The organism is Mesorhizobium sp. BR1-1-2, from assembly GCF_020165435.1.
GTDB lineage: Bacteria > Pseudomonadota > Alphaproteobacteria > Rhizobiales > Rhizobiaceae > Mesorhizobium.
Genome location: NZ_JAIUID010000003.1, coordinates 13,577 through 32,130, shown reverse-complemented (window position 1 = coordinate 32,130; position 18,554 = coordinate 13,577). Strand labels below are relative to the sequence as shown.

Below are 18,554 nucleotides of genomic sequence, written 5' to 3'. Positions count from 1 at the left end.
GTTTGGACAGAGGTCGAACTGTTCCGGCTTGGCCGGCGAGCTTCACGACCGGACGCAGACAGGCGCGCCGAGCGCGGTGCCGCGGTCGAGACGCAGGGCCAGTCCCGCCACGGCGAGTGCCGCGACCGGCAGCAGCGCGGCGACCCAGGTGAGCGAACCCAGGCCAAGACCTTGCGCGATGACCGCGCCGCCGAGCCAGGCGCCGGCGGCGTTGCCGAGGTTGAAGGCGGCGATGTTGAAGGACGAGGCAAGGCTCTGGCCAGCACCTTGTGCCTTTTCCAGCACCCACATCTGCAAAGGCGCCACAGTGGCGAAAGCGGCGGCGCCCAGCAGGCCGACATAGATCACGGCCAACACCTGGCTGTGTATAGCGACGCTCATGGTCGCCAGCACCAGGGCGAGCACCACGAGACTGCCGAGCACCGCCGGCACCAGCCAGCGGTCGGCGATCTTGCCGCCGGCGATATTGCCGGCGATTAGGCCGCCGCCGAAGACGAGCAGGATCGGCGAAACGGCCGCTTCCTTGAAGCCGCTGATCTCGGTCAACAATGGCGCGATGTAGGTGAAGACGGCGAAGACGCCGGCATAGCCGAGAACGGTGGTGGCGAAGCCGAGCAGAACCGGCGTGCGGCGCAGCACGGCGAGATCGGCGCGCAGGTCGCTCTTCTCCGGAGCTGTCCGATTGCGCGGCACCAGTGCCAGGATGACGGCAAAGGCCGCGAGACCGACCGCGGTCACCGCCCAGAAGGTGGCGCGCCAACCGAAAGCCTGGCCGAGCCAGGTGCCGAAGGGAACGCCGAGAATGTTGGCGATGGTCAGGCCGGTGAACATGAGCGCGATCGCCGACGCCTTCTTGTTGGGCGCGACGAGTCCGGTGGCGACCACGGAGCCGACGCCGAAGAAGGTGCCATGGGCAAAGGCGGTGATGACGCGCGCGCCCATCAGCGTCCAATAATCAGGCGCCAGCGCACAGGCCAGATTGCCAATGGTGAAGATCGCCATCAGCGCCAGAAGCACCGTCTTGCGCGGCCAGTTGCCGGTGGCGATCGTCAGCAGAGGCGCGCCGATGACGACGCCCAGCGCATAGCCAGAAATCAGTTGGCCGGCGGCCGAGATCGAGACGCCGAGATCCTTGCTGACGTCGATGAGCAGACCCATGATGACGAATTCGGTGACGCCGATGCCGAAGGCGCCGGCGGCGAGAGCACAGAGAGCGAGAGGCATGATGTTTCCACTTCGGCGGTGACGGGCGCCCTGTCCAGGCAGCGCCCCGACCGGGAAGATCGTGACGCCATGCGAGGTGAACCAGACTTGCTCCAGGCATACTTTCTGTGAAATAGATTCACAGATGGCGAGATCCGACATCAACCGTTCCGGCGAGATCGAAGTGTTTGTGCGCGTCGTTGAGGCGGGCAGCTTTTCGGCGGCGGCACGTGCTTTGCGCATGACCCCGTCCGCGGTGAGCAAATTGATCGCGCGGCTGGAGGCCAGGCTCGGCGCGCGGCTGGTCAGCCGCTCGACGCGCAAGCTGCAATTGACGCCGGAAGGCGCTGCTTTCTACGACAGCGGCATGCGCATCCTCGCCGACATGGACGCAGCCGAGCGCGAGGCGGCCGCGGGAGCCGCGCCGCGCGGCCGGCTGAGGGTCAACAGCTACGTGCCGTTCGGCCACCACCGGCTGATGTCGCTGCTGCCGCGGTTTCTGGAGCGTTATCCCGAGATTTCCGTCGAGGCCGTGCTGACCGACAGCGTGATCGACCTTCTGGAGGAGCGCGCCGATGTGGCGATACGCGCCGGGCCCTTGCGCGAGTCACGGCTGGTGGCCCGCAAACTGGGGCAGAGCCGGATGGTGCTGGTGGCAGCACCATCCTATGTCGAAGCGCGTGGGACGCCGCGCACGCTGGCCGATCTCGGACGTCACAATATGCTGGCCTTCGGCTTCGCGCGGCATATTGACGGCTGGCCTTTCGTCGATGCGGCAGGTGCGCCGGTCATCGTCCCGGTTATCGGAAACACAACGCTGACCGACGGGGAGGCGATGCGGCGAATGGCGCTGGCGGGAGGCGGAATCGCTCGGCTGGCGCGCTGGCATGTCCAGCCGGACATCGACGCCGGGGCATTCGTCCCGTTGCTGGAGGAATTCAACCCAGGCGACGAGGAGGCCACCCATGCCGTCTATGTCGGCCAGGGCAAGCATCTGCCGGCGCGGGTGCGGGCCTTTCTCGATTTTCTCTCGGAGGCCGTTCGCCTCTAGAACTGAGAAGCCGCGTACCTAAGGCGCGCGGCTTCGAAGCAGGCTCGGAAAACGATCAGGCCTTCGGCACGAACGGCGCCGGACGCCGGCCGGCGGCCTGCCGCTCCAGCATCCAGCCAGGATATTCGGCCGGCAGCGCGCTGACCTCGTCCAGTTTGGCGAGATCATCGGCATCAAGTTTGAGGTTCGTGGCGGCAAGGTTCTGTTCGAGCTGATCCATGCGGCTGGCGCCGATGATCACGCTCATCACGAAGGGCTTGGCCAGGACATAGCCGAGCGCCACGGTAGCGACGCTGACGTCATGCTTTTTGGCGATCTCGCGCATGACCGCGACCGCGGCCCAGGCGCGGTCCTCGTTGACCGGTGGGAAGTTGAAGGAGGCGCGACGGCCCTCGCCATTGCCGGGCGCACCGGGGCCGTATTTTCCGGACAGCAGGCCGCCGGCCATTGGCGACCAGACCATCAGGCCGAGCTTCTCTTCGTTGATCAGCGGCACGATCTCGCGCTCGAGATCGCGGCCGGCGATCGAGTAATAGGACTGGATGGTTTCAAAACGGGCAAAGCCCTTGCGGTCGGCGATGCCGAGCGCCTTGGCGATGCGCCAGGCCTGCCAGTTGGATACGCCGACATAGCGGACCTTGCCGCTGGCAACGAGATCGTCCAGTGCCCGCAGCGTCTCGTCGATCGGCGTCACCGCGTCGGTTCCGTGCAGCTGATAGAGATCGATGTGATCGAGCTGCAGCCGCTCGAGGCTGGCATCGACCGAATCCATGATGTGGCCGCGCGAGGAGCCGCGCTGGTTCGGGCCCTCGCCCATGGCGCCGTGGACCTTGGTGGCGACGACCACGCTCGACCTGGCAACGCCGAGGTCCCTGAGCGACTGGCCGAGCAGGCGCTCGGATTCGCCGAACGAATAGACATCGGCCGTGTCGAAGAAATTGACGCCGGCGGCAAGCGAGCGGCCGACGATCTCGTTGACGCCTTTCTGATCGAGACTGGCGATCAGGCCCCATTGGGCATTCTGGCCGGCGGCGCCGAAGGTCATGGTGCCGAGGCAGAGTTCGGAGACAAACATCCCCGTATTTCCAAGCTGGTTGTAACGCATGGCGAACGCTCCAGAGATTTGTGATGGCACAAAACAAATAAGAACGGTGCGTTTCGTTTCCAGCGCTGGCGCAATGATGGCCTTGGAAGTGGCCCAAGGGCATGGGCGTTCAGGTGATGGGGTCGGCTAGTCGTCCCAGGGATTGAGCACCGTCACACCTGTATCATCGAAATCGCTGACGTTACGCGTCACCAGAATCAGATCATGGACAAACGCGGTTGCCGCGATGAGCGTGTCGGCGCTGCCTCGTGTGCGGCCAGCGGTGATGCGGCCCCAAGCCAAAGCGACATCTTCCGTGACGGCAAGAATGCGGTCGGCATTGTCCCGGCGAAGCTCCCTGAGCCACAGATCGAGGCGCGTTGCCTTTTCGGAGTCGATCTTGCGTAGCTTAATGATCCCACGCTCGACCTCTCCGAGCGTAATGACGCTCAGGCTCACCGATGTCGGATCCACCGAAGCCAGCCATTCAGTTGGCTTGGGCAGCCGCCTCTGCACATCCGAAACGATGTTCGTGTCGAGCAGATACATCAGAGATCGACATCCCGGATCATCGTCTCCGAGCGGCGGTTGACCTCCTCGGCGAAATCATCGTCCCACACCGGGCCCGTCAAAAGATACTCGGCCAATGACTTTTTCTTCCCAGCCAGGCGGTCGTAATCCTCGGCGGAAAGCACCACTGCGGCACGCTCGCCGCGCAGCGTCACCGTCTGCGGTCCCTCGCTGCGCGCTCGTTGAACCACCTTGGAAAAATTGTTTTTTGCGTCCTGAAGGTGCCAGTTCATAGAATGCATCCTAGCTAGCTTGGCTAGATATAGCATTCGTCCGACGACGCGGCAAGGGATGCCGACAGGATGCTGTGTTGGTGCGGGAGACTAACGGCTGCCGAAGATCGCCGAACCAACCCTGACACTGGTGGCACCGAAGGCGATGGCCGTTTCGTAATCGCCTGACATGCCCATCGACAGTTTGGCGACGCCTGCCTCCCGCGCCAATTTTTCCAGCAGGGCGAAATGCGGGCCGGGGTTCTCGTCCGCCGGCGGAATGCACATCAGGCCTTCGATGGCGAGGCCGTGGACATCGCGGCAGCGAGCGACAAAGGTCACGGCGTCGCGCGGCTCGATGCCGGCCTTCTGCGGCTCGGAGCCGGTGTTGACCTGGACGTAGAGTTTCGGCGCCCGGCCTTGCCGGGCGACCTCCTTCGCGAGTTCGGCGGCGATCTTGTCGCGATCGACCGTCTCGATGACGTCGAACAGTACCACGGCTTCCCTGGCCTTGTTCGATTGCAGCGGTCCGATCAGATGCAGTTCGATGTCGGGGAAAGCCTCTTTCAGCGCCGGCCACTTGCCCTGCGCTTCCTGCACCCGGTTCTCGCCGAAGACGCGCTGGCCGGCCTCGATGACGGGCTTGATGTCGGCGGCGTCGAAGGTCTTGGACACGGCGACCAGCGTCACCGCGCCAGCGTCGCGCCGGGCTTCGCGCTCGGCGGCGGCGATCTTCGCCTTGACCGCTAAAAACTGCTGAACGGCATCGCCCATGTCCAAATCCCGCTGTTTTGACCGCGTTTTTTCCAGACGCGACACCCATATGGTTGACGGGTTTGCCAAACCATGGTGAACACCCGGACCACATCCAATGAACTGCCGAGCTGTCGCCCGCAGTCCGCATGCTTTTAAGTGAAAAACGTCCCATGGCAACCGAACGATACAATCCGCGTGCGTCAGAGCCCAAATGGCAGAAGGCCTGGGCGGACAGGAAGCTTTTCGAGGCGCACAACGATGATCCGCGCCCGAAATACTACGTGCTGGAGATGTTCCCCTATCCATCGGGACGCATCCATATCGGGCATACGCGCAACTACACGATGGGTGACGTGGTGGCGCGCTACAAGCGGGCCAAGGGTTTCAACGTGCTGCATCCGATGGGCTGGGACGCCTTCGGCATGCCGGCCGAGAACGCGGCGATGCAGAACAAGGTCCATCCCAAGGAATGGACCTACCAGAACATCGCCACCATGCGCGAGCAGCTCAAGGTCATGGGCCTGTCGCTGGATTGGGCGCGCGAATTCGCGACCTGCGATGTCGACTACTACCATCGCCAGCAGATGCTGTTCCTCGACTTCGTCGAGAAGGGCCTGGTGACGCGCAAATCCTCGAAGGTGAATTGGGATCCGGAGGACATGACGGTGCTCGCCAACGAGCAGGTCATCGACGGGCGCGGTTGGCGCTCGGGCGCGCTGGTCGAACAGCGCGAGCTGACGCAATGGTTCTTCAGGATAACCGACTTTGCGCAGGATCTCCTGGATTCGCTCGATCGCCTCGACGAATGGCCCGAGAAGGTCAAGCTGATGCAGCACAATTGGATCGGCCGTTCGGAAGGCCTGCTGATCCGCTGGCCGCTGGCGGCTCCCGTCGCCGGCGAGCAGGAGCTGGAAGTCTATACGACCAGGCCCGACACCATCTTCGGTGCCTCCTTCATGGCGGTCGCCGCCGACCATCCGCTGGCCCGGAAGGCTGCCGAGACCAATCCGGCGCTGGCGAGCTTCATCGACGAAGTCCGCCATATGGGCACTTCGGTGGCGGCGCTGGAGACGGCCGAGAAGAAGGGCTTCGACACCGGCATCCGTGTCGTGCATCCGTTCGACGAGAACTGGACGCTACCGGTCTACGTCGCCAATTTCGTGCTGATGGACTACGGCACCGGCGCCATCTTCGGCTGCCCGTCCGGCGACCAGCGCGACCTCGACTTCGCCAACAAATACGGCCTGCCGGTGATCCCGGTGGTGATGCCGGAAGGGGCTGATCCCAAGACCTTCCAGGTCATCGAGGAAGCCTATGTCGACGACGGCGTGATGATTAATTCGCGGTTCCTCGACGGCATGAAGCCGGCTCGCGCTTTCGACGAGGTGGCGAAGCTCTTGGAGCAGAAGACGATCGGCAACCGGCCGATGGCCGAACGCAAGGTCAACTTCCGCCTGCGCGACTGGGGCATTTCGCGCCAGCGCTACTGGGGCTGCCCGATTCCGATGATCCATTGCGAGGATTGCGGCGTGGTGCCGGTACCGAAGGCAGACCTGCCGGTGAAGCTGCCCGACGACGTCGAGTTCGACCGCCCAGGCAACCCGCTCGACCGCCACCCGACCTGGCGGCATGTCAAATGCCCGCAATGCGGCAAGGACGCGCGGCGCGAAACCGACACGATGGACACGTTCGTCGATTCGTCGTGGTATTTCGCCCGCTTCACCGCGCCCTGGGCGAACGAGCCGACCGACCCGAAGGCGGCGAACGAGTGGCTGGCCGTCGACCAGTATATTGGCGGCATCGAGCACGCGATCCTGCATCTGCTCTATTCGCGCTTCTTCACCCGGGCCATGCGCGAGACCGGCCATCTCGATCTGGCAGAGCCGTTCAAGGGCCTGTTCACGCAAGGCATGGTGGTGCACGAGACCTATCGCGTGGGGTCGGCATCGAACGGGCGCTGGCTGGCGCCGACCGAGGTGCGGCTGGAGGACGTCGACGGCAAGCGCCGCGCCATCGAGATCGCCACGGGCGAGACGGCGGAGATCGGCTCCCTGGAAAAGATGTCGAAGTCGAAGAAGAACACGGTCAGCCCGGAAGACATCACCGACGGCTACGGCGCCGACACCGCACGCTGGTTCATGCTGTCGGATTCGCCGCCCGAACGCGACGTCGAATGGACCGACGATGGCGCTGCCGGTGCACATCGTTTCATGCAGCGCATCTGGCGCCTGGTCTCGACCGCGGCCGAATCGCTGGCCGGGGTCAAGCCCGCGCCGGCTGACGGCGGTGGTGCCGGGGCGGTTTCGAAGGCCACGCACAAGATCCTGAAAGCGGTCGGCGAGGACATCGAGAAACTCGCATTCAACCGCGCCATCGCCCGCATCTACGAACTCGCCAACGTGCTGACCACGCCGCTCAACGAAGTGGCCGAAGGCAAGGCCGATGCCGCGCTCAAAGGCGCCTGCCGGGAGGCCGTGGAGGTGCTCGTTCACCTGATCGCGCCGATCATGCCGCATCTGGCCGAGGAATGTTGGGAGGCGCTCGGCGGTGCCGATCTGGTCGCCGAACGGCCGTGGCCGATCTTCGATCCGGCGCTGGTCGTCGACAATGAGGTCACCTATCCGGTCCAGGTCAACGGCAAGAAGCGCGGGGATTTGACAATTGCCCGCGACGCGGACCAAGGTGCGGTCGAAAAAGCCGTGCTCGCCCTCGACTTCGTGCAGAAGGCGCTCGAAGGCAAGGCTCCGCGCAAGGTGATCATCGTGCCGCAGAGGATCGTCAATGTCGTTGCCTGATCGGGAAAAGACAGAGCTGAGCCGTTTGCTGCGCCGTATCGCGCTTGCCGGCCTGGTCGGCTCGCTTGCGCTCGTTTCGGCCTGCCAGATGCGGCCGCTCTACTCGAGCGCGCCGCTGTCGACCGGCTCGAGCGCCAATGCCGAACTGGCATCGATCGCCGTCAAGCCGGTCGGGACGCGTTACGGCCAGCAGGTGCGCAACAACCTGATCTTCGGATTTGGGCGCGGCGCCGGCGAACCGGCCTCGCCGGCCTACTCGCTCGATCTCGGCGTGACCGAAGCCGTTGAATCCTCGGCGCTCGTGCAGGTCGGAACTGATCAGGACGAGCCGACCGCCGGTTCGGTGACGCTGACCGCCGGCTACACGCTGACCGATGCCAAAACCGGCGCGGTGATCGCGAGCGGCAGGCGGGCGATCACCTCGTCCTTCGACAGGCCGCGCCAGGAATTCGCCGCGTACCGGGCACAGATCGATGCCGAGAACCGCGCCGCGCGCGAGCTCGCCAACGCGCTGCAACTGTCCATAGCCCAGGATCTGGCACGGCACGGCAAGACTGGTTAAGCGCCGCTCTTCGTTTCACGGAAACATCGCGATCTGGTGCCTGGGTCGCCTTTGCCACGTCCCCGGAGCCAAATCTCCGCTCGCCTTTGGCCGAGGCGCGCGGGTGAGTGCACGATCTTGGGATGAGGATCAGCCGCACGGATCCGATCGTCCGACACCGCTGCGAAAGTCACGCTTCGCCGCTCCGGAGGAGCCGACGGGAAGCAACTGTTAACCACTCGCTCTCTATTGCTCAACAGACATTTCAGCGTGAGTCTTGAGCATGGAATCCAAGCGTTTTCCTCGGGTCAGTTCATTGAAGGCAGCGTCGCCCGATGACCCCGGGATGAAGCGTTTCATGGGTGTGGACAACAAGGCTGACGGCCAGCGAGCAGGAACAGCAGCAGGAGCCGGCCATTCCCCATCCCCTGTTGATCTCGGCGGCAACGAAAGCCCTGCCTGGCAAGAGTATTTCTTCCTGGCGCCCAATGTGCGGTTTACGCGCACGCCAGACTATGAAACCAGCACGCGCCGTCCGCGGGACGAGGCGATTGCCGTCGAGCAAAGCGAATCACCAGCACCGCAGGCGCACGGCCAATCCACCGCGGCTGGGACGTCTTCATCGGCGCCGATACCAAGCCGAAATCTTTCTTCGGGCGCCGCCAGGCCGCCCCTGGGCAACAGAGCCGTGGTGCAACCGGCCCCGGGGCCCGTTACGTCAGGGCATGCCGGCGAAAAGGCGCGGTCCACTCCGCCGGCGGGCCACAGGATGACCGCGGCGGCGCGGGCGTCCGCACCGGCAGCGCCCGCCCAAGCAACGGCGGCTCCGGTCAAGACGACGAGCCGCGAAAATGTGCGCTGGCCCTATCTGTCGGATCACGTCTTTTTCGAGGTCATGGCGCCCTATTTGGTCGAAGGCCCGTCACCCGCGCTGCGGGCCGTTCCGGTTGCACGCACGACCGCGCCCGTGGTCACCGAGCGGATCGACAACCGCCATGCGCCAGCGACCGATCCGACCGCGTTGTTCCGTGTCATCGAATGCCTTCCCGGGTCGCCGGCTCCGCCCGTCGCGCCGGATGTCCGTCCGGCCAACTCCAACCAGGCCGCGGTTCAGCCGGCGGCCAACCGCGTGCCGCAGCAAGCCCGGGCGAAGGCCGCGATTCCCGCCGTCGCGGGCAATGCCGTTCCGGCACAGGTCACGCAAAGTCCGGAGGAAACCGTCCCGGCTCCAGCTGCGCGCGCATCGTCGCGAGCACCACTGGTCGGCAGGATCGTGCCGACCGCGACGGGCGAGACGTACGAACTTCCCTCGGAAGAATTGTTGCAGCAGCCGCCGGAGGGACAAGGCTTCTACATGTCGCAGGAGCGGCTCGAGCAGAATGCCGACCTCCTGGAAAGCGTGCTCGAGGACTTCGGCGTGCGCGGCGAGATCATCCATGTTCGCCCCGGTCCGGTCGTCACCCTCTATGAATTCGAGCCGGCGCCGGGCGTGAAATCCTCGCGCGTCATCGGTCTTGCCGACGACATCGCCCGCTCCATGTCGGCGATCTCGGCGCGCGTTGCCGTCGTGCCGGGCCGCAACGTCATCGGCATCGAGCTTCCGAACGAGGCGCGCGAAACCGTCTATTTCCGCGAGCTGATCGAATCGGAGGGCTTCCGCAAGACCGGCTGCAAGCTGGCGCTCTGCCTCGGCAAGACGATCGGCGGTGAGCCTGTGATCGCCGAGTTGGCGAAGATGCCCCACTTGCTGGTTGCCGGCACCACGGGTTCCGGCAAGTCGGTTGCCATCAACACGATGATCCTGTCGCTGCTCTACCGGCTGAAGCCGGAGGAATGCCGGCTGATCATGGTCGATCCCAAGATGCTCGAACTCTCCGTCTATGACGGCATCCCGCATCTTTTGACCCCCGTTGTCACCGATCCGAAAAAGGCCGTCACCGCGCTCAAATGGGCGGTGCGCGAGATGGAGGACCGCTATCGCAAGATGGCACGGCTCGGGGTGCGCAACATCGACGGCTACAATCAGCGCGCCGCCGCTGCCCGCGAAAACGGCGAGACGGTCGTCATGACCGTGCAGGCGGGCTTCGAAAAAGGCACCGGCGAGCCGCTTTTCGAGCAGCAGGAAATCGACCTCGCGCCAATGCCCTATATCGTCGTTATCGTCGACGAGATGGCTGACCTGATGATGGTCGCCGGCAAGGAGATCGAAGGCGCCATCCAGCGCCTGGCGCAGATGGCGCGCGCGGCCGGCATCCACCTGATCATGGCGACGCAGCGTCCCTCGGTCGATGTCATCACGGGCACGATCAAGGCCAATTTTCCGACCCGGATTTCCTTCCAGGTCACCTCCAAGATCGACAGCCGCACCATCCTTGGCGAGCAGGGCGCCGAGCAGCTGCTCGGCCAGGGCGACATGCTGCATATGATGGGTGGCGGGCGCATCGCCCGCGTGCACGGCCCCTTCGTTTCCGACGTGGAGGTCGAGCATGTCGTGGCGCATCTGAAGGCGCAGGGTCGCCCCGAATACCTGGAAACCGTGACGGCCGACGAGGATGAAGTGGAAGACGAAGGCGATGAGGGCGCGGTCTTCGACAAGGGCGCCGTTGCGGCGGAGGACGGCGATTCCAGCTACGACGAGGCGGTCAAGGTGGTGTTGCGCGACAAGAAATGTTCGACGTCCTACATTCAGCGCCGCCTCGGCATCGGTTATAACCGCGCCGCCTCCCTGGTCGAGCGCATGGAGAAGGAAGGTCTGGTCGGCGCACCGAACCATGTCGGCAAGCGCGAGATCATCATGGGCCGGCGCCCGCCGGTAACCGCAGCTGAGGATGACGGCACGGATTGACCGGCCTCTTGATCCGCAGCGCATAAAAGGCCGGTTGCCCGGCCTTTTTCGTGTCGGATATAGGTTCGCTCAGCCGATCTTCTGGCCGGTCTTGGCCCAGTCGGCGAGGAAGGCGGCAAGGCCCTTGTCGGTCAGCGGGTGATTGACCAGCGCCTTCAGGGTCGCGGGCGGCGCGGTGACGATATCGGCGCCAATGAGCGCCGCCTGCTTGACGTGGTTCACGGTGCGCACGGAAGCGGTCAGGATCTCGGTCTGGAAATCGTAATTGTCGTAGATCTGACGGATCTCCTGGATCACTTCCATGCCGTCGGAGCCGGTATCGTCGACGCGGCCGACGAAGGGCGAGATGAAGGAGGCGCCCGCCTTGGCGGCGAGCAACGCCTGGTTGGCCGAGAAGCACAGTGTGACATTGACCATGCGGTTCATCTCGGTGCGGATCGTCTTGCAGGCCTTCAATCCGTCCAGCGTCAACGGCACCTTGATGGCGACATTCGGAGCTATCTTGGCCAGCACCTCGGCCTCGGCCATCATCTGCTTGTATTCGGTCGCCACGACCTCCGCGGAGACCGGTCCTTCGACGATGTCGCAGATCTGCTTGGTGACCTCGGCGATCTTGCCGCCTGACTTCAGGATCAGCGACGGGTTGGTGGTGACGCCATCGAGCAGCCCCAGATCGATAAGTTCACGGATTTCCTTGATATCGGCGGTGTCGGCAAAAAATTTCATGGCGGTCTCCTGACGATTTCGTCGTGCTTGGGAAGGCACGTTCAGCGTTGCCCTTTGATCTAGAGCAAAGTCGGGGCAAGGTCACGCCTCATGATCGAAGATTCGCCCTTTGTCGCAGCCGCACCGGTGCTGGTGCCGATGCCGGCCGAACGCCCCTACACCTATGCCGTGCCGGCCGGCATGCGGGTGGTGCCGGGCTCGATCGTGCGCGTGCCGCTCGGGCCCCGCCAGGTCGCCGGTATCGTCTGGGACGGCGCGGTCGAGACGGTCGACGCGAAAAAGCTGCGCCCGATCGAACAGGTCTTCGAATGCCCGCCGATCGACCGGGCGATGCGTCGTTTCGTCGACTGGGTGGCGCAGTACACGCTCTCGGCGCCGGGCATGGTGGCGCGCATGCTGCTGAGGGCGCCGGAGGCTTTCGATCCGGAACCTTGGATCGAGGGGTTGCAGCGAACCGCGGCGGTTCCGGACCGGATGACGGATGCGCGGGCCCGCGTGCTGGAGGCGGCCGACGGAGGACTGGCCTGGACGCGATCCGGTCTGGCCCATGCGGCCGGCGTGTCGTCGACGGTAATCGAAGGGCTGAAGGCGCAAGGCGTGTTCGAGACGGTGATGATTCCCCCGCGGCCCGTGGTGGCGGAGCCTGACCCAGCCTACGCCACGCCGGAATTGATGCCCGACCAGAACGAAGCCGCACGGCTGCTGCGCGCCAATGTCGCGGGTGGTGGCTTCAACGTCGCACTGCTCGACGGCGTCACCGGTTCGGGCAAGACGGAGGTTTATTTCGAAGCGGTGGCGGCGGCACTCGACCGGGGCAAGCAGGTGCTGATCCTGCTGCCTGAAATCGCATTGACCCATGCTTTCCTCGAACGGTTTCAGCAGCGTTTTGGCGCCAAGCCCGCCGAATGGCACTCCGACCTGCCGCCGAGGATGCGCGAACGCGTCTGGCGGCAGGTGGCGGAAGGCGGTGTGCGGGTCGTGGCCGGCGCACGCTCGGCGCTGTTCTTGCCGTTCAAGGAGCTTGGCCTGATCGTCGTCGACGAGGAGCACGACCCCGCCTACAAGCAGGAAGACCGCGTCTTCTACAATGCCCGCGACATGGCTGTCGTGCGCGGCCATATAGGCGGCTTCCCCGTGGTGCTGGCATCGGCGACGCCATCGGTCGAGAGCCGCGTCAATGCCAGCCAGGGCCGCTACGCCAGGGCGGTGCTGTCCGCCCGCTTCGCCGAGGCGGCACTTCCCGATCTGAAAGCGATCGACATGCGGCGCGCGCCGCCGGCGCGCGGCGGCTTCCTGTCGCCGGTGCTGATCGACCACATGCGCCGGACGCTGGAGAGGCGGGAACAATCGCTCCTGTTCCTCAACCGGCGCGGCTATGCGCCGCTGACGCTGTGCCGCGTCTGCGGCCACCGCTTCGGTTGCCCGGTCTGCTCGGCCTGGCTGGTCGAGCACCGCTTTCGCGGCCAGCTCGTCTGCCACCATTGCGGGCACAATGAGCGCCGTCCGGAAGCCTGTCCGGAATGCGGCACGCTCGATCATCTGGTCGCCTGCGGGCCGGGCGTCGAGCGCATCGCCGAGGAAGTCGTCACGCATTTCCCGGATGCGCGCACCATCGTCTTGTCGTCGGATCTAATGGGCGGCGTGCGGCGGCTGCGGCTGGAGCTGGAAGCCATCGCCAATGGCGAGGCCGACATCGTCATCGGCACGCAGCTCGTCGCCAAGGGTCACAATTTCCCCAACATGACCTTGGTCGGTGTCGTCGATGCCGATCTCGGCCTTGCCAATGGCGATCCGCGCGCCGCCGAGCGCACCTTCCAGCTGCTCAGCCAGGTGACCGGCCGCGCCGGGCGCACCGGCAAGAAGAGCCTCGGCCTGCTGCAGACCTTCCAGCCCGACCATCCGGTGATGCGGGCGATCGTCTCCGGCGATGCCGACGCGTTCTACGAGCGCGAGATTTCCGAGCGTGAGCGGGCGGCTCTGCCGCCCTTCGGCCGGCTGGCCGGCGTCATCGTCAGCGCGGTGACGCGGGCGGAAGCCGAGGGCCATGCCCGCGGCCTGCGCCGTGCCGCGCCCGAGGCGTCCGACCTGTTCGTGCTTGGGCCGGCCGAAGCGCCGCTGTCCCTGCTCGGCGGCCGTCACCGCTTCCGCCTGCTGATCCAGGGCGAGCGCCGCGCCGACATGCAAGGGTTTATCCGAACCATGCTGGCCAACGGGCCAAAGCAGCGCGGCTCGGTGCGGGTGCAGGTCGACATCGATCCGCAGAGCTTTTTGTAAAACGGGATCTCAACCATGGCGCCGCTGCTAGAGAAGGAGATCACATGAAAACTCTTGGGTTGCTCGGCGGCATGAGTTGGGAATCGACGGCGATCTATTATCGCCTGCTCAACGATCTGGTGAGGCAGCGTCTCGGCGGGCTGCATTCGGCGAAATTGCTGCTCTGGTCGTTCGACTTCGCCGAGATCGCCGAGCTGCAACATCACGGGGACTGGGAAGGCGCCGGCGTGCTCTTGGTCGATGCCGCGCGCAAGCTCGAGTCAGCCGGCGCGGAAGGCCTGCTTTTGTGCACCAACACCATGCACAAGCTCGCCGATCAGGTGCAGGCCTCGGTGTCGATCCCGCTGATCCACATCGCCGACGCCACCGCAGCCGGCATCAAGGCAGCCGGCATGCGGCGCCCGGCGCTGCTGGCAACGCGGTTCACCATGGAGCAGGATTTCTACAAGGGCCGGCTTGTCGACAAATATGGATTGCAGCCGATCGTGCCGGACCGGGCAGGGCGCGACATGGTTCATCGCGTCATCTATGACGAGCTCTGCCAGGGCATCGTCACCGAGGCATCGAAAGCCGCCTATGTCGCCGAGATCAACCGCCTGCGGCGCGATGAAAATATCGACAGCGTGATCATGGGCTGCACCGAAATCACCATGCTGATCGGCCAGCAGGATTTCGACATTCCGGTCTTCGATACGACGCGCATCCATGCCGAAGCGGCGGTCGCCTTCGCGTTGTCTTGATGCGTTTGGCCTAAAGTACCGGCCGCCATCTGGCGCGCGGCTTTTCCTCCGCTAGAATGCCCGCGATTTCAGAGCGGCATTTACGAGGGGACACTATGGATTTTGCGTTTCCATGGCCGGTGAGCCAGGGCGAATGGCTGGCCTGGTCGAGCGCCGTCGTCACGGTGCTGCTCGGCCTGGTGCTTTTCCTGGCGCCGGGGCTTGCCTTTCGCATCCTGCGCTTGCAGGTCAAGCCGGAGAAGGCGGCGGCGATCGCCGAAGGGCGCGGCCGCATGTCGGGCTTCTATCTCGGCGTCGGCCTCTGCTGCATCCTGCTGGCGCAGCCGCTGATCTACATGGCGCTCGGCTTCTCCTGGCTGTTCACCGCCTTCGGCCGGTTGCTGTCGATGATGTCGGATGGCGCCAACACGCCCTTCAACTGGGTTTCCATCGTCGTGGAACTGGCGCTGGCGGCGTTGCCGCTTGCCTTTGCCTTCGGCTTCCTGCCTTGAATCCACAGGCAATCCAGGGACTTCGTCGCCGGATGCGACAATAGTGCCTGAAAACCATGCGGAACGACGCATTGCGGTCTTAAAAGGCCTGTGCTAGACGGCAATCGACTTTCGGCCGGGGATAGCGGAAGCCGCGCCTCCGTGCTTGAAAAAATGCAGTAAGGTCAAAGATTTAGCCAGAGTTTTCGCTCGCGCCAACAATCTGCGGCCTGTCAGACAAGAGAAAAGACGGTCCGTGGCCCAATCGTCATCGCCAATCTCAGGTGTCGCAGAGCGCTATGCGGGTTCGCTGTTCGAACTGGCATCGCAGGCGAATTCCGTCGCCAAGGTCGAAGCCGACCTCAACAGTTTCGAGGCGATGCTCGCGGGCAGCGCCGACTTGACCCGGCTGATAAACAGCCCGGTGTTCTCCAGCGAGGACCAGGCCAAGGCCATCGCGGCCATCGCCGACAAGGCCGGGATCACCGGTCTCACCGGCAATTTCCTGCGCGTCGTCGCCAAGAACCGCCGGCTGTTCGCCGTGCCCGGCATGATCAAGGCATTCCGCCAGATCGCCGCTGAACATCGCGGCGAGACGGCCGCCGAGGTAACGTCGGCACATCAACTGACCGCTGCCCAGCAGGCCGAACTCAAGGCGGCGCTGAAGAGCGTTGCCGGCAAGGACGTTTCCATCTCCGTCACCGTCGATCCGTCGCTGCTCGGCGGGCTGGTGGTCAGGATGGGCTCGCGCCAGATCGATACGTCGCTCAAAACCAAACTCAATTCGCTCAAGCTTGCACTGAAAGAGGTCGGCTGATGGACATCCGCGCCGCGGAAATTTCCGCAATTCTGAAAGACCAGATCAAGAATTTCGGCAAGGAGGCCGAGGTCTCCGAAGTCGGACAGGTGCTGTCCGTCGGTGACGGTATCGCCCGCGTCTACGGCCTCGACAATGTCCAGGCTGGCGAGATGGTCGAATTCCCCGGCGGCATCCGCGGCATGGCGCTCAACCTCGAAGCCGACAATGTCGGCGTCGTCATCTTCGGCGCCGACCGCGACATCAAGGAAGGCGACACCGTCAAGCGCACCGGCGCCATCGTCGACGTTCCGGTCGGCCCGGGCCTGCTCGGCCGCGTCGTCGACGCGCTCGGCAACCCGATCGACGGCAAGGGCCCGATCAAGGCGACCGAGCGCAAGCGCGTCGACGTCAAGGCGCCCGGCATCATTCCGCGCAAGTCGGTGCATGAGCCGATGTCGACGGGCCTCAAGGCCATCGACGCGCTGATCCCGGTCGGCCGCGGCCAGCGCGAGCTGGTCATCGGCGACCGCCAGACCGGCAAGACCGCCATCATCCTCGACACGATGCTCAACCAGAAATCGGTGCACGACAACGGCCCCGAGAAGGAAAAGCTCTACTGCGTCTACGTCGCCGTCGGCCAGAAGCGCTCGACCGTCGCACAGTTCGTCAAGGTGCTGGAAGAGCGCGGCGCGCTCGAATATTCGATCATCATCGCCGCCACCGCTTCCGATCCGGCGCCGATGCAGTTCCTGGCGCCGTTCGCCGGCTGCACCATGGGCGAGTATTTCCGCGACAACGGCATGCATGCGCTGATCAGCTACGACGATCTGTCGAAGCAGGCCGTCGCCTATCGCCAGATGTCGCTGCTCTTGCGCCGCCCGCCGGGCCGCGAAGCCTATCCGGGCGACGTCTTCTACCTGCATTCGCGCCTGCTCGAGCGCGCCGCCAAGCTCAATGACGACATGGGCAACGGTTCGCTGACGGCGCTGCCTGTCATCGAAACGCAGGCCAACGACGTGTCGGCCTATATCCCGACCAACGTGATCTCGATCACCGACGGCCAGATCTTCCTCGAAACCAACCTGTTCTTCCAGGGCATCCGTCCGGCCGTCAATGTCGGCCTGTCGGTGTCGCGCGTCGGCTCCTCGGCGCAGATCAAGGCGATGAAGCAGGTTGCCGGCTCGATCAAGGGCGAGCTCGCGCAGTACCGCGAAATGGCGGCCTTCGCGCAGTTCGGCTCGGATCTCGACGCCGCCACGCAGCGCCTGCTCAACCGCGGTTCGCGCCTGACCGAGCTCCTGAAGCAGCCGCAGTTCTCGCCGCTGAAGACGGAAGAGCAGGTCGCGGTGATCTTCGCCGGCGTCAACGGCTATCTCGACAAGCTGCCGGTCAACCAGGTCGGCAAGTTCGAGCATGGCCTGCTCAGCCACATGCGTTCGGCCGGCAAGGACGTCCTCGACGCCATCCGCAAGGAAAAGGCGCTGTCGGACGATCTGCGCGGCAAGCTGAAGGCCGAGATCGACGCGTTCGCCAAGACCTTCGCCTGAGCGAAGCGCCAGTCCGGATGAGACAAGACGGGATCAGGTTTGAAGCATGCCTTCATTAAAAGACCTTCGTAACCGTATCGCCTCGGTCAAGGCGACGCAGAAGATCACCAAGGCGATGCAGATGGTCGCCGCGGCGAAGCTGCGCCGCGCACAGGAGGCCGCCGAAGCGGCGCGCCCCTATTCGGAGCGCATGGGTTCCGTGCTGGCCAATATCACCCAGGCGATCGGCGGCGGTGGCGATGCCCCGGCGCTGATGACCGGCACCGGCAAGGACGACGTGCACCTGCTCGTCGTCTGCACCGCCGAGCGCGGCCTGTGCGGCGGCTTCAATTCGCAGATCGCCCGCCTTGCCCGCGACCACATCCGCAGGCTCCTGGCCGACGGCAAGCAGGTCAAGATCATCTGCGTCGGCAAGAAGGGTTTCGATATCCTGCGCCGCGACTATGCCTCGATGATCCTCGACCGGATCGACCTGCGCGAGGTCAAGACGCTCGGCTTCGTCAATGCCGATGCGATCGCCAAGAAGATCATCCACCTCTTCAACGAGGGCGGCTTCGACATCTGCACGCTGTTCTATTCGCAGTTCAAGTCGGTGATCAGCCAGGTCCCGACCGCGCAGCAGATCATTCCGGCTGCCGAGCCCCCGGCCGCGGCCGAGTCCACGGATGGCGGCAACGCCGTCTACGAGTACGAGCCGGAGCCGGGTGAAATCCTGTCCGAGCTCATTCCGCGCAACATCGCGGTGCAGATTTTCCGCGCGCTGCTTGAAAATGCGGCGGGTGAGATGGGCGCCAAGATGAGCGCCATGGACAATGCCACGCGCAACGCCGGCGAGATGATCAACAAGCTGTCGATCACCTACAACCGCCAGCGCCAGGCGCAGATCACCAAGGAACTGATCGAAATCATTTCGGGCGCCGAGGCGCTCTAGGCACGGTTTT

16 protein-coding genes are annotated in these 18,554 nt (G+C 64.6%); 10 read left to right on the top strand and 6 right to left on the bottom strand.

The annotated features are described in order from the left end of the window. Positions 1-42: 42 nt before the first annotated feature. Complete coding sequence (locus LB551_RS06615) at positions 43-1,224, bottom strand: MFS transporter (RefSeq protein WP_224658606.1); 1,182 nt, start codon at positions 1,222-1,224, stop codon at positions 43-45. Positions 1,225-1,348: 124 nt separating this feature from the next. On the opposite strand from LB551_RS06615, the gene LB551_RS06610 reads away from it, so the two are divergent. Beyond that, positions 1,349-2,254 carry a LysR family transcriptional regulator gene (locus LB551_RS06610; RefSeq protein ID WP_224658605.1) on the top strand — a complete coding sequence of 302 codons (906 nt, stop codon included), beginning with the start codon at positions 1,349-1,351 and terminating at the stop codon, positions 2,252-2,254. Between the two features lie 55 nt (positions 2,255-2,309). Here the strand turns inward: LB551_RS06610 and LB551_RS06605 are convergent, their stop codons facing one another. The 4 genes from LB551_RS06605 to LB551_RS06590 form a co-directional block, all read right to left on the bottom strand. Next, positions 2,310-3,359 (bottom strand): aldo/keto reductase, encoded by a 1,050-nt coding sequence (locus tag LB551_RS06605; RefSeq protein ID WP_224658604.1) that lies wholly within the window; start codon positions 3,357-3,359, stop codon positions 2,310-2,312. A 126-nt stretch (positions 3,360-3,485) separates the two neighbouring features. Continuing rightward, entirely contained in the window at positions 3,486-3,887 is a 402-nt protein-coding gene (locus LB551_RS06600) for a type II toxin-antitoxin system VapC family toxin (protein ID WP_224625174.1), read from the bottom strand. Beyond that, positions 3,887-4,141 (bottom strand): type II toxin-antitoxin system Phd/YefM family antitoxin, encoded by a 255-nt coding sequence (locus LB551_RS06595; protein ID WP_113192000.1) that lies wholly within the window; start codon positions 4,139-4,141, stop codon positions 3,887-3,889. Before LB551_RS06595 ends, LB551_RS06600 begins: the two co-directional genes overlap by 1 nt. A 90-nt stretch (positions 4,142-4,231) precedes the next feature. Next, positions 4,232-4,894 carry a YggS family pyridoxal phosphate-dependent enzyme gene (locus LB551_RS06590; RefSeq protein ID WP_224658603.1) on the bottom strand — a complete coding sequence of 221 codons (663 nt, stop codon included), beginning with the start codon at positions 4,892-4,894 and terminating at the stop codon, positions 4,232-4,234. Between the two features lie 152 nt (positions 4,895-5,046). On the opposite strand from LB551_RS06590, the gene leuS reads away from it, so the two are divergent. The 3 genes from leuS (at position 5,047) to LB551_RS06575 (ending at position 11,057) form a co-directional block, all read left to right on the top strand. Beyond that, positions 5,047-7,671 (top strand): leucine--tRNA ligase, encoded by a 2,625-nt coding sequence (leuS, locus tag LB551_RS06585; RefSeq protein ID WP_224658602.1) that lies wholly within the window; start codon positions 5,047-5,049, stop codon positions 7,669-7,671. Continuing rightward, a complete protein-coding gene (lptE, locus tag LB551_RS06580; RefSeq protein ID WP_224658601.1) occupies positions 7,658-8,233 on the top strand; it encodes an LPS assembly lipoprotein LptE in 576 nt (191 codons plus the stop codon). The genes leuS and lptE overlap by 14 nt, the downstream gene beginning before the upstream one ends. A gap of 262 nt (positions 8,234-8,495) precedes the next feature. Next, entirely contained in the window at positions 8,496-11,057 is a 2,562-nt protein-coding gene (locus LB551_RS06575; RefSeq protein WP_224658600.1) for a DNA translocase FtsK, read from the top strand. A gap of 69 nt (positions 11,058-11,126) precedes the next feature. Here the strand turns inward: LB551_RS06575 and fsa are convergent, their stop codons facing one another. Further along, the gene (gene fsa / locus LB551_RS06570; RefSeq protein ID WP_140550775.1) at positions 11,127-11,783 is read right to left on the bottom strand and encodes a fructose-6-phosphate aldolase; all 657 of its coding nucleotides are present in this window, start codon (positions 11,781-11,783) and stop codon (positions 11,127-11,129) included. Positions 11,784-11,873: 90 nt separating this feature from the next. Between fsa and LB551_RS06565 the strand changes: the two genes are divergently transcribed. The 6 genes from LB551_RS06565 to LB551_RS06540 all read left to right on the top strand — a co-directional run bounded on the left by LB551_RS06565 (position 11,874) and on the right by LB551_RS06540 (position 18,544). Continuing rightward, positions 11,874-14,057, top strand: coding sequence for a primosomal protein N' (locus tag LB551_RS06565; RefSeq protein ID WP_224658599.1), 2,184 nt, complete (start codon positions 11,874-11,876; stop codon positions 14,055-14,057). Positions 14,058-14,101: 44 nt separating this feature from the next. Beyond that, entirely contained in the window at positions 14,102-14,797 is a 696-nt protein-coding gene (locus tag LB551_RS06560) for an aspartate/glutamate racemase family protein (protein WP_224658598.1), read from the top strand. 95 nt (positions 14,798-14,892) lie between these two features. Further along, positions 14,893-15,288 carry a DUF4345 family protein gene (locus LB551_RS06555; protein ID WP_140518245.1) on the top strand — a complete coding sequence of 132 codons (396 nt, stop codon included), beginning with the start codon at positions 14,893-14,895 and terminating at the stop codon, positions 15,286-15,288. A 235-nt stretch (positions 15,289-15,523) separates the two neighbouring features. Beyond that, entirely contained in the window at positions 15,524-16,084 is a 561-nt protein-coding gene (locus LB551_RS06550; protein ID WP_140550778.1) for a F0F1 ATP synthase subunit delta, read from the top strand. Continuing rightward, positions 16,084-17,613: a F0F1 ATP synthase subunit alpha gene (atpA, locus tag LB551_RS06545; protein ID WP_140550779.1), complete on the top strand. Its 1,530-nt coding sequence runs from the start codon at positions 16,084-16,086 to the stop codon at positions 17,611-17,613. The genes LB551_RS06550 and atpA overlap by 1 nt, the downstream gene beginning before the upstream one ends. Before the next feature lie 46 nt (positions 17,614-17,659). Beyond that, the gene (locus tag LB551_RS06540; RefSeq protein WP_224658597.1) at positions 17,660-18,544 is read left to right on the top strand and encodes a F0F1 ATP synthase subunit gamma; all 885 of its coding nucleotides are present in this window, start codon (positions 17,660-17,662) and stop codon (positions 18,542-18,544) included. Positions 18,545-18,554 lie beyond the last annotated feature (10 nt).

What these genes read in the sequence shown, in the direction of transcription:
- LB551_RS06575 (WP_224658600.1), top strand. Translation starts at nt 8,496, where the DNA reads ATGGAATCCAAGCGTTTTCCTCGGGTCAGTTCATTGAAGGCAGCGTCG.
- fsa (WP_140550775.1), bottom strand. Translation starts at nt 11,783, where the DNA reads ATGAAATTTTTTGCCGACACCGCCGATATCAAGGAAATCCGTGAACTT.
- LB551_RS06605 (WP_224658604.1), bottom strand. Translation starts at nt 3,359, where the DNA reads ATGCGTTACAACCAGCTTGGAAATACGGGGATGTTTGTCTCCGAACTC.
- LB551_RS06560 (WP_224658598.1), top strand. Translation starts at nt 14,102, where the DNA reads ATGAAAACTCTTGGGTTGCTCGGCGGCATGAGTTGGGAATCGACGGCG.
- LB551_RS06615 (WP_224658606.1), bottom strand. Translation starts at nt 1,224, where the DNA reads ATGCCTCTCGCTCTCTGTGCTCTCGCCGCCGGCGCCTTCGGCATCGGC.
- lptE (WP_224658601.1), top strand. Translation starts at nt 7,658, where the DNA reads ATGTCGTTGCCTGATCGGGAAAAGACAGAGCTGAGCCGTTTGCTGCGC.
- leuS (WP_224658602.1), top strand. Translation starts at nt 5,047, where the DNA reads ATGGCAACCGAACGATACAATCCGCGTGCGTCAGAGCCCAAATGGCAG.
- LB551_RS06565 (WP_224658599.1), top strand. Translation starts at nt 11,874, where the DNA reads ATGATCGAAGATTCGCCCTTTGTCGCAGCCGCACCGGTGCTGGTGCCG.
- LB551_RS06540 (WP_224658597.1), top strand. Translation starts at nt 17,660, where the DNA reads ATGCCTTCATTAAAAGACCTTCGTAACCGTATCGCCTCGGTCAAGGCG.
- LB551_RS06600 (WP_224625174.1), bottom strand. Translation starts at nt 3,887, where the DNA reads ATGTATCTGCTCGACACGAACATCGTTTCGGATGTGCAGAGGCGGCTG.
- LB551_RS06555 (WP_140518245.1), top strand. Translation starts at nt 14,893, where the DNA reads ATGGATTTTGCGTTTCCATGGCCGGTGAGCCAGGGCGAATGGCTGGCC.
- LB551_RS06590 (WP_224658603.1), bottom strand. Translation starts at nt 4,894, where the DNA reads ATGGGCGATGCCGTTCAGCAGTTTTTAGCGGTCAAGGCGAAGATCGCC.
- atpA (WP_140550779.1), top strand. Translation starts at nt 16,084, where the DNA reads ATGGACATCCGCGCCGCGGAAATTTCCGCAATTCTGAAAGACCAGATC.
- LB551_RS06610 (WP_224658605.1), top strand. Translation starts at nt 1,349, where the DNA reads ATGGCGAGATCCGACATCAACCGTTCCGGCGAGATCGAAGTGTTTGTG.
- LB551_RS06595 (WP_113192000.1), bottom strand. Translation starts at nt 4,141, where the DNA reads ATGAACTGGCACCTTCAGGACGCAAAAAACAATTTTTCCAAGGTGGTT.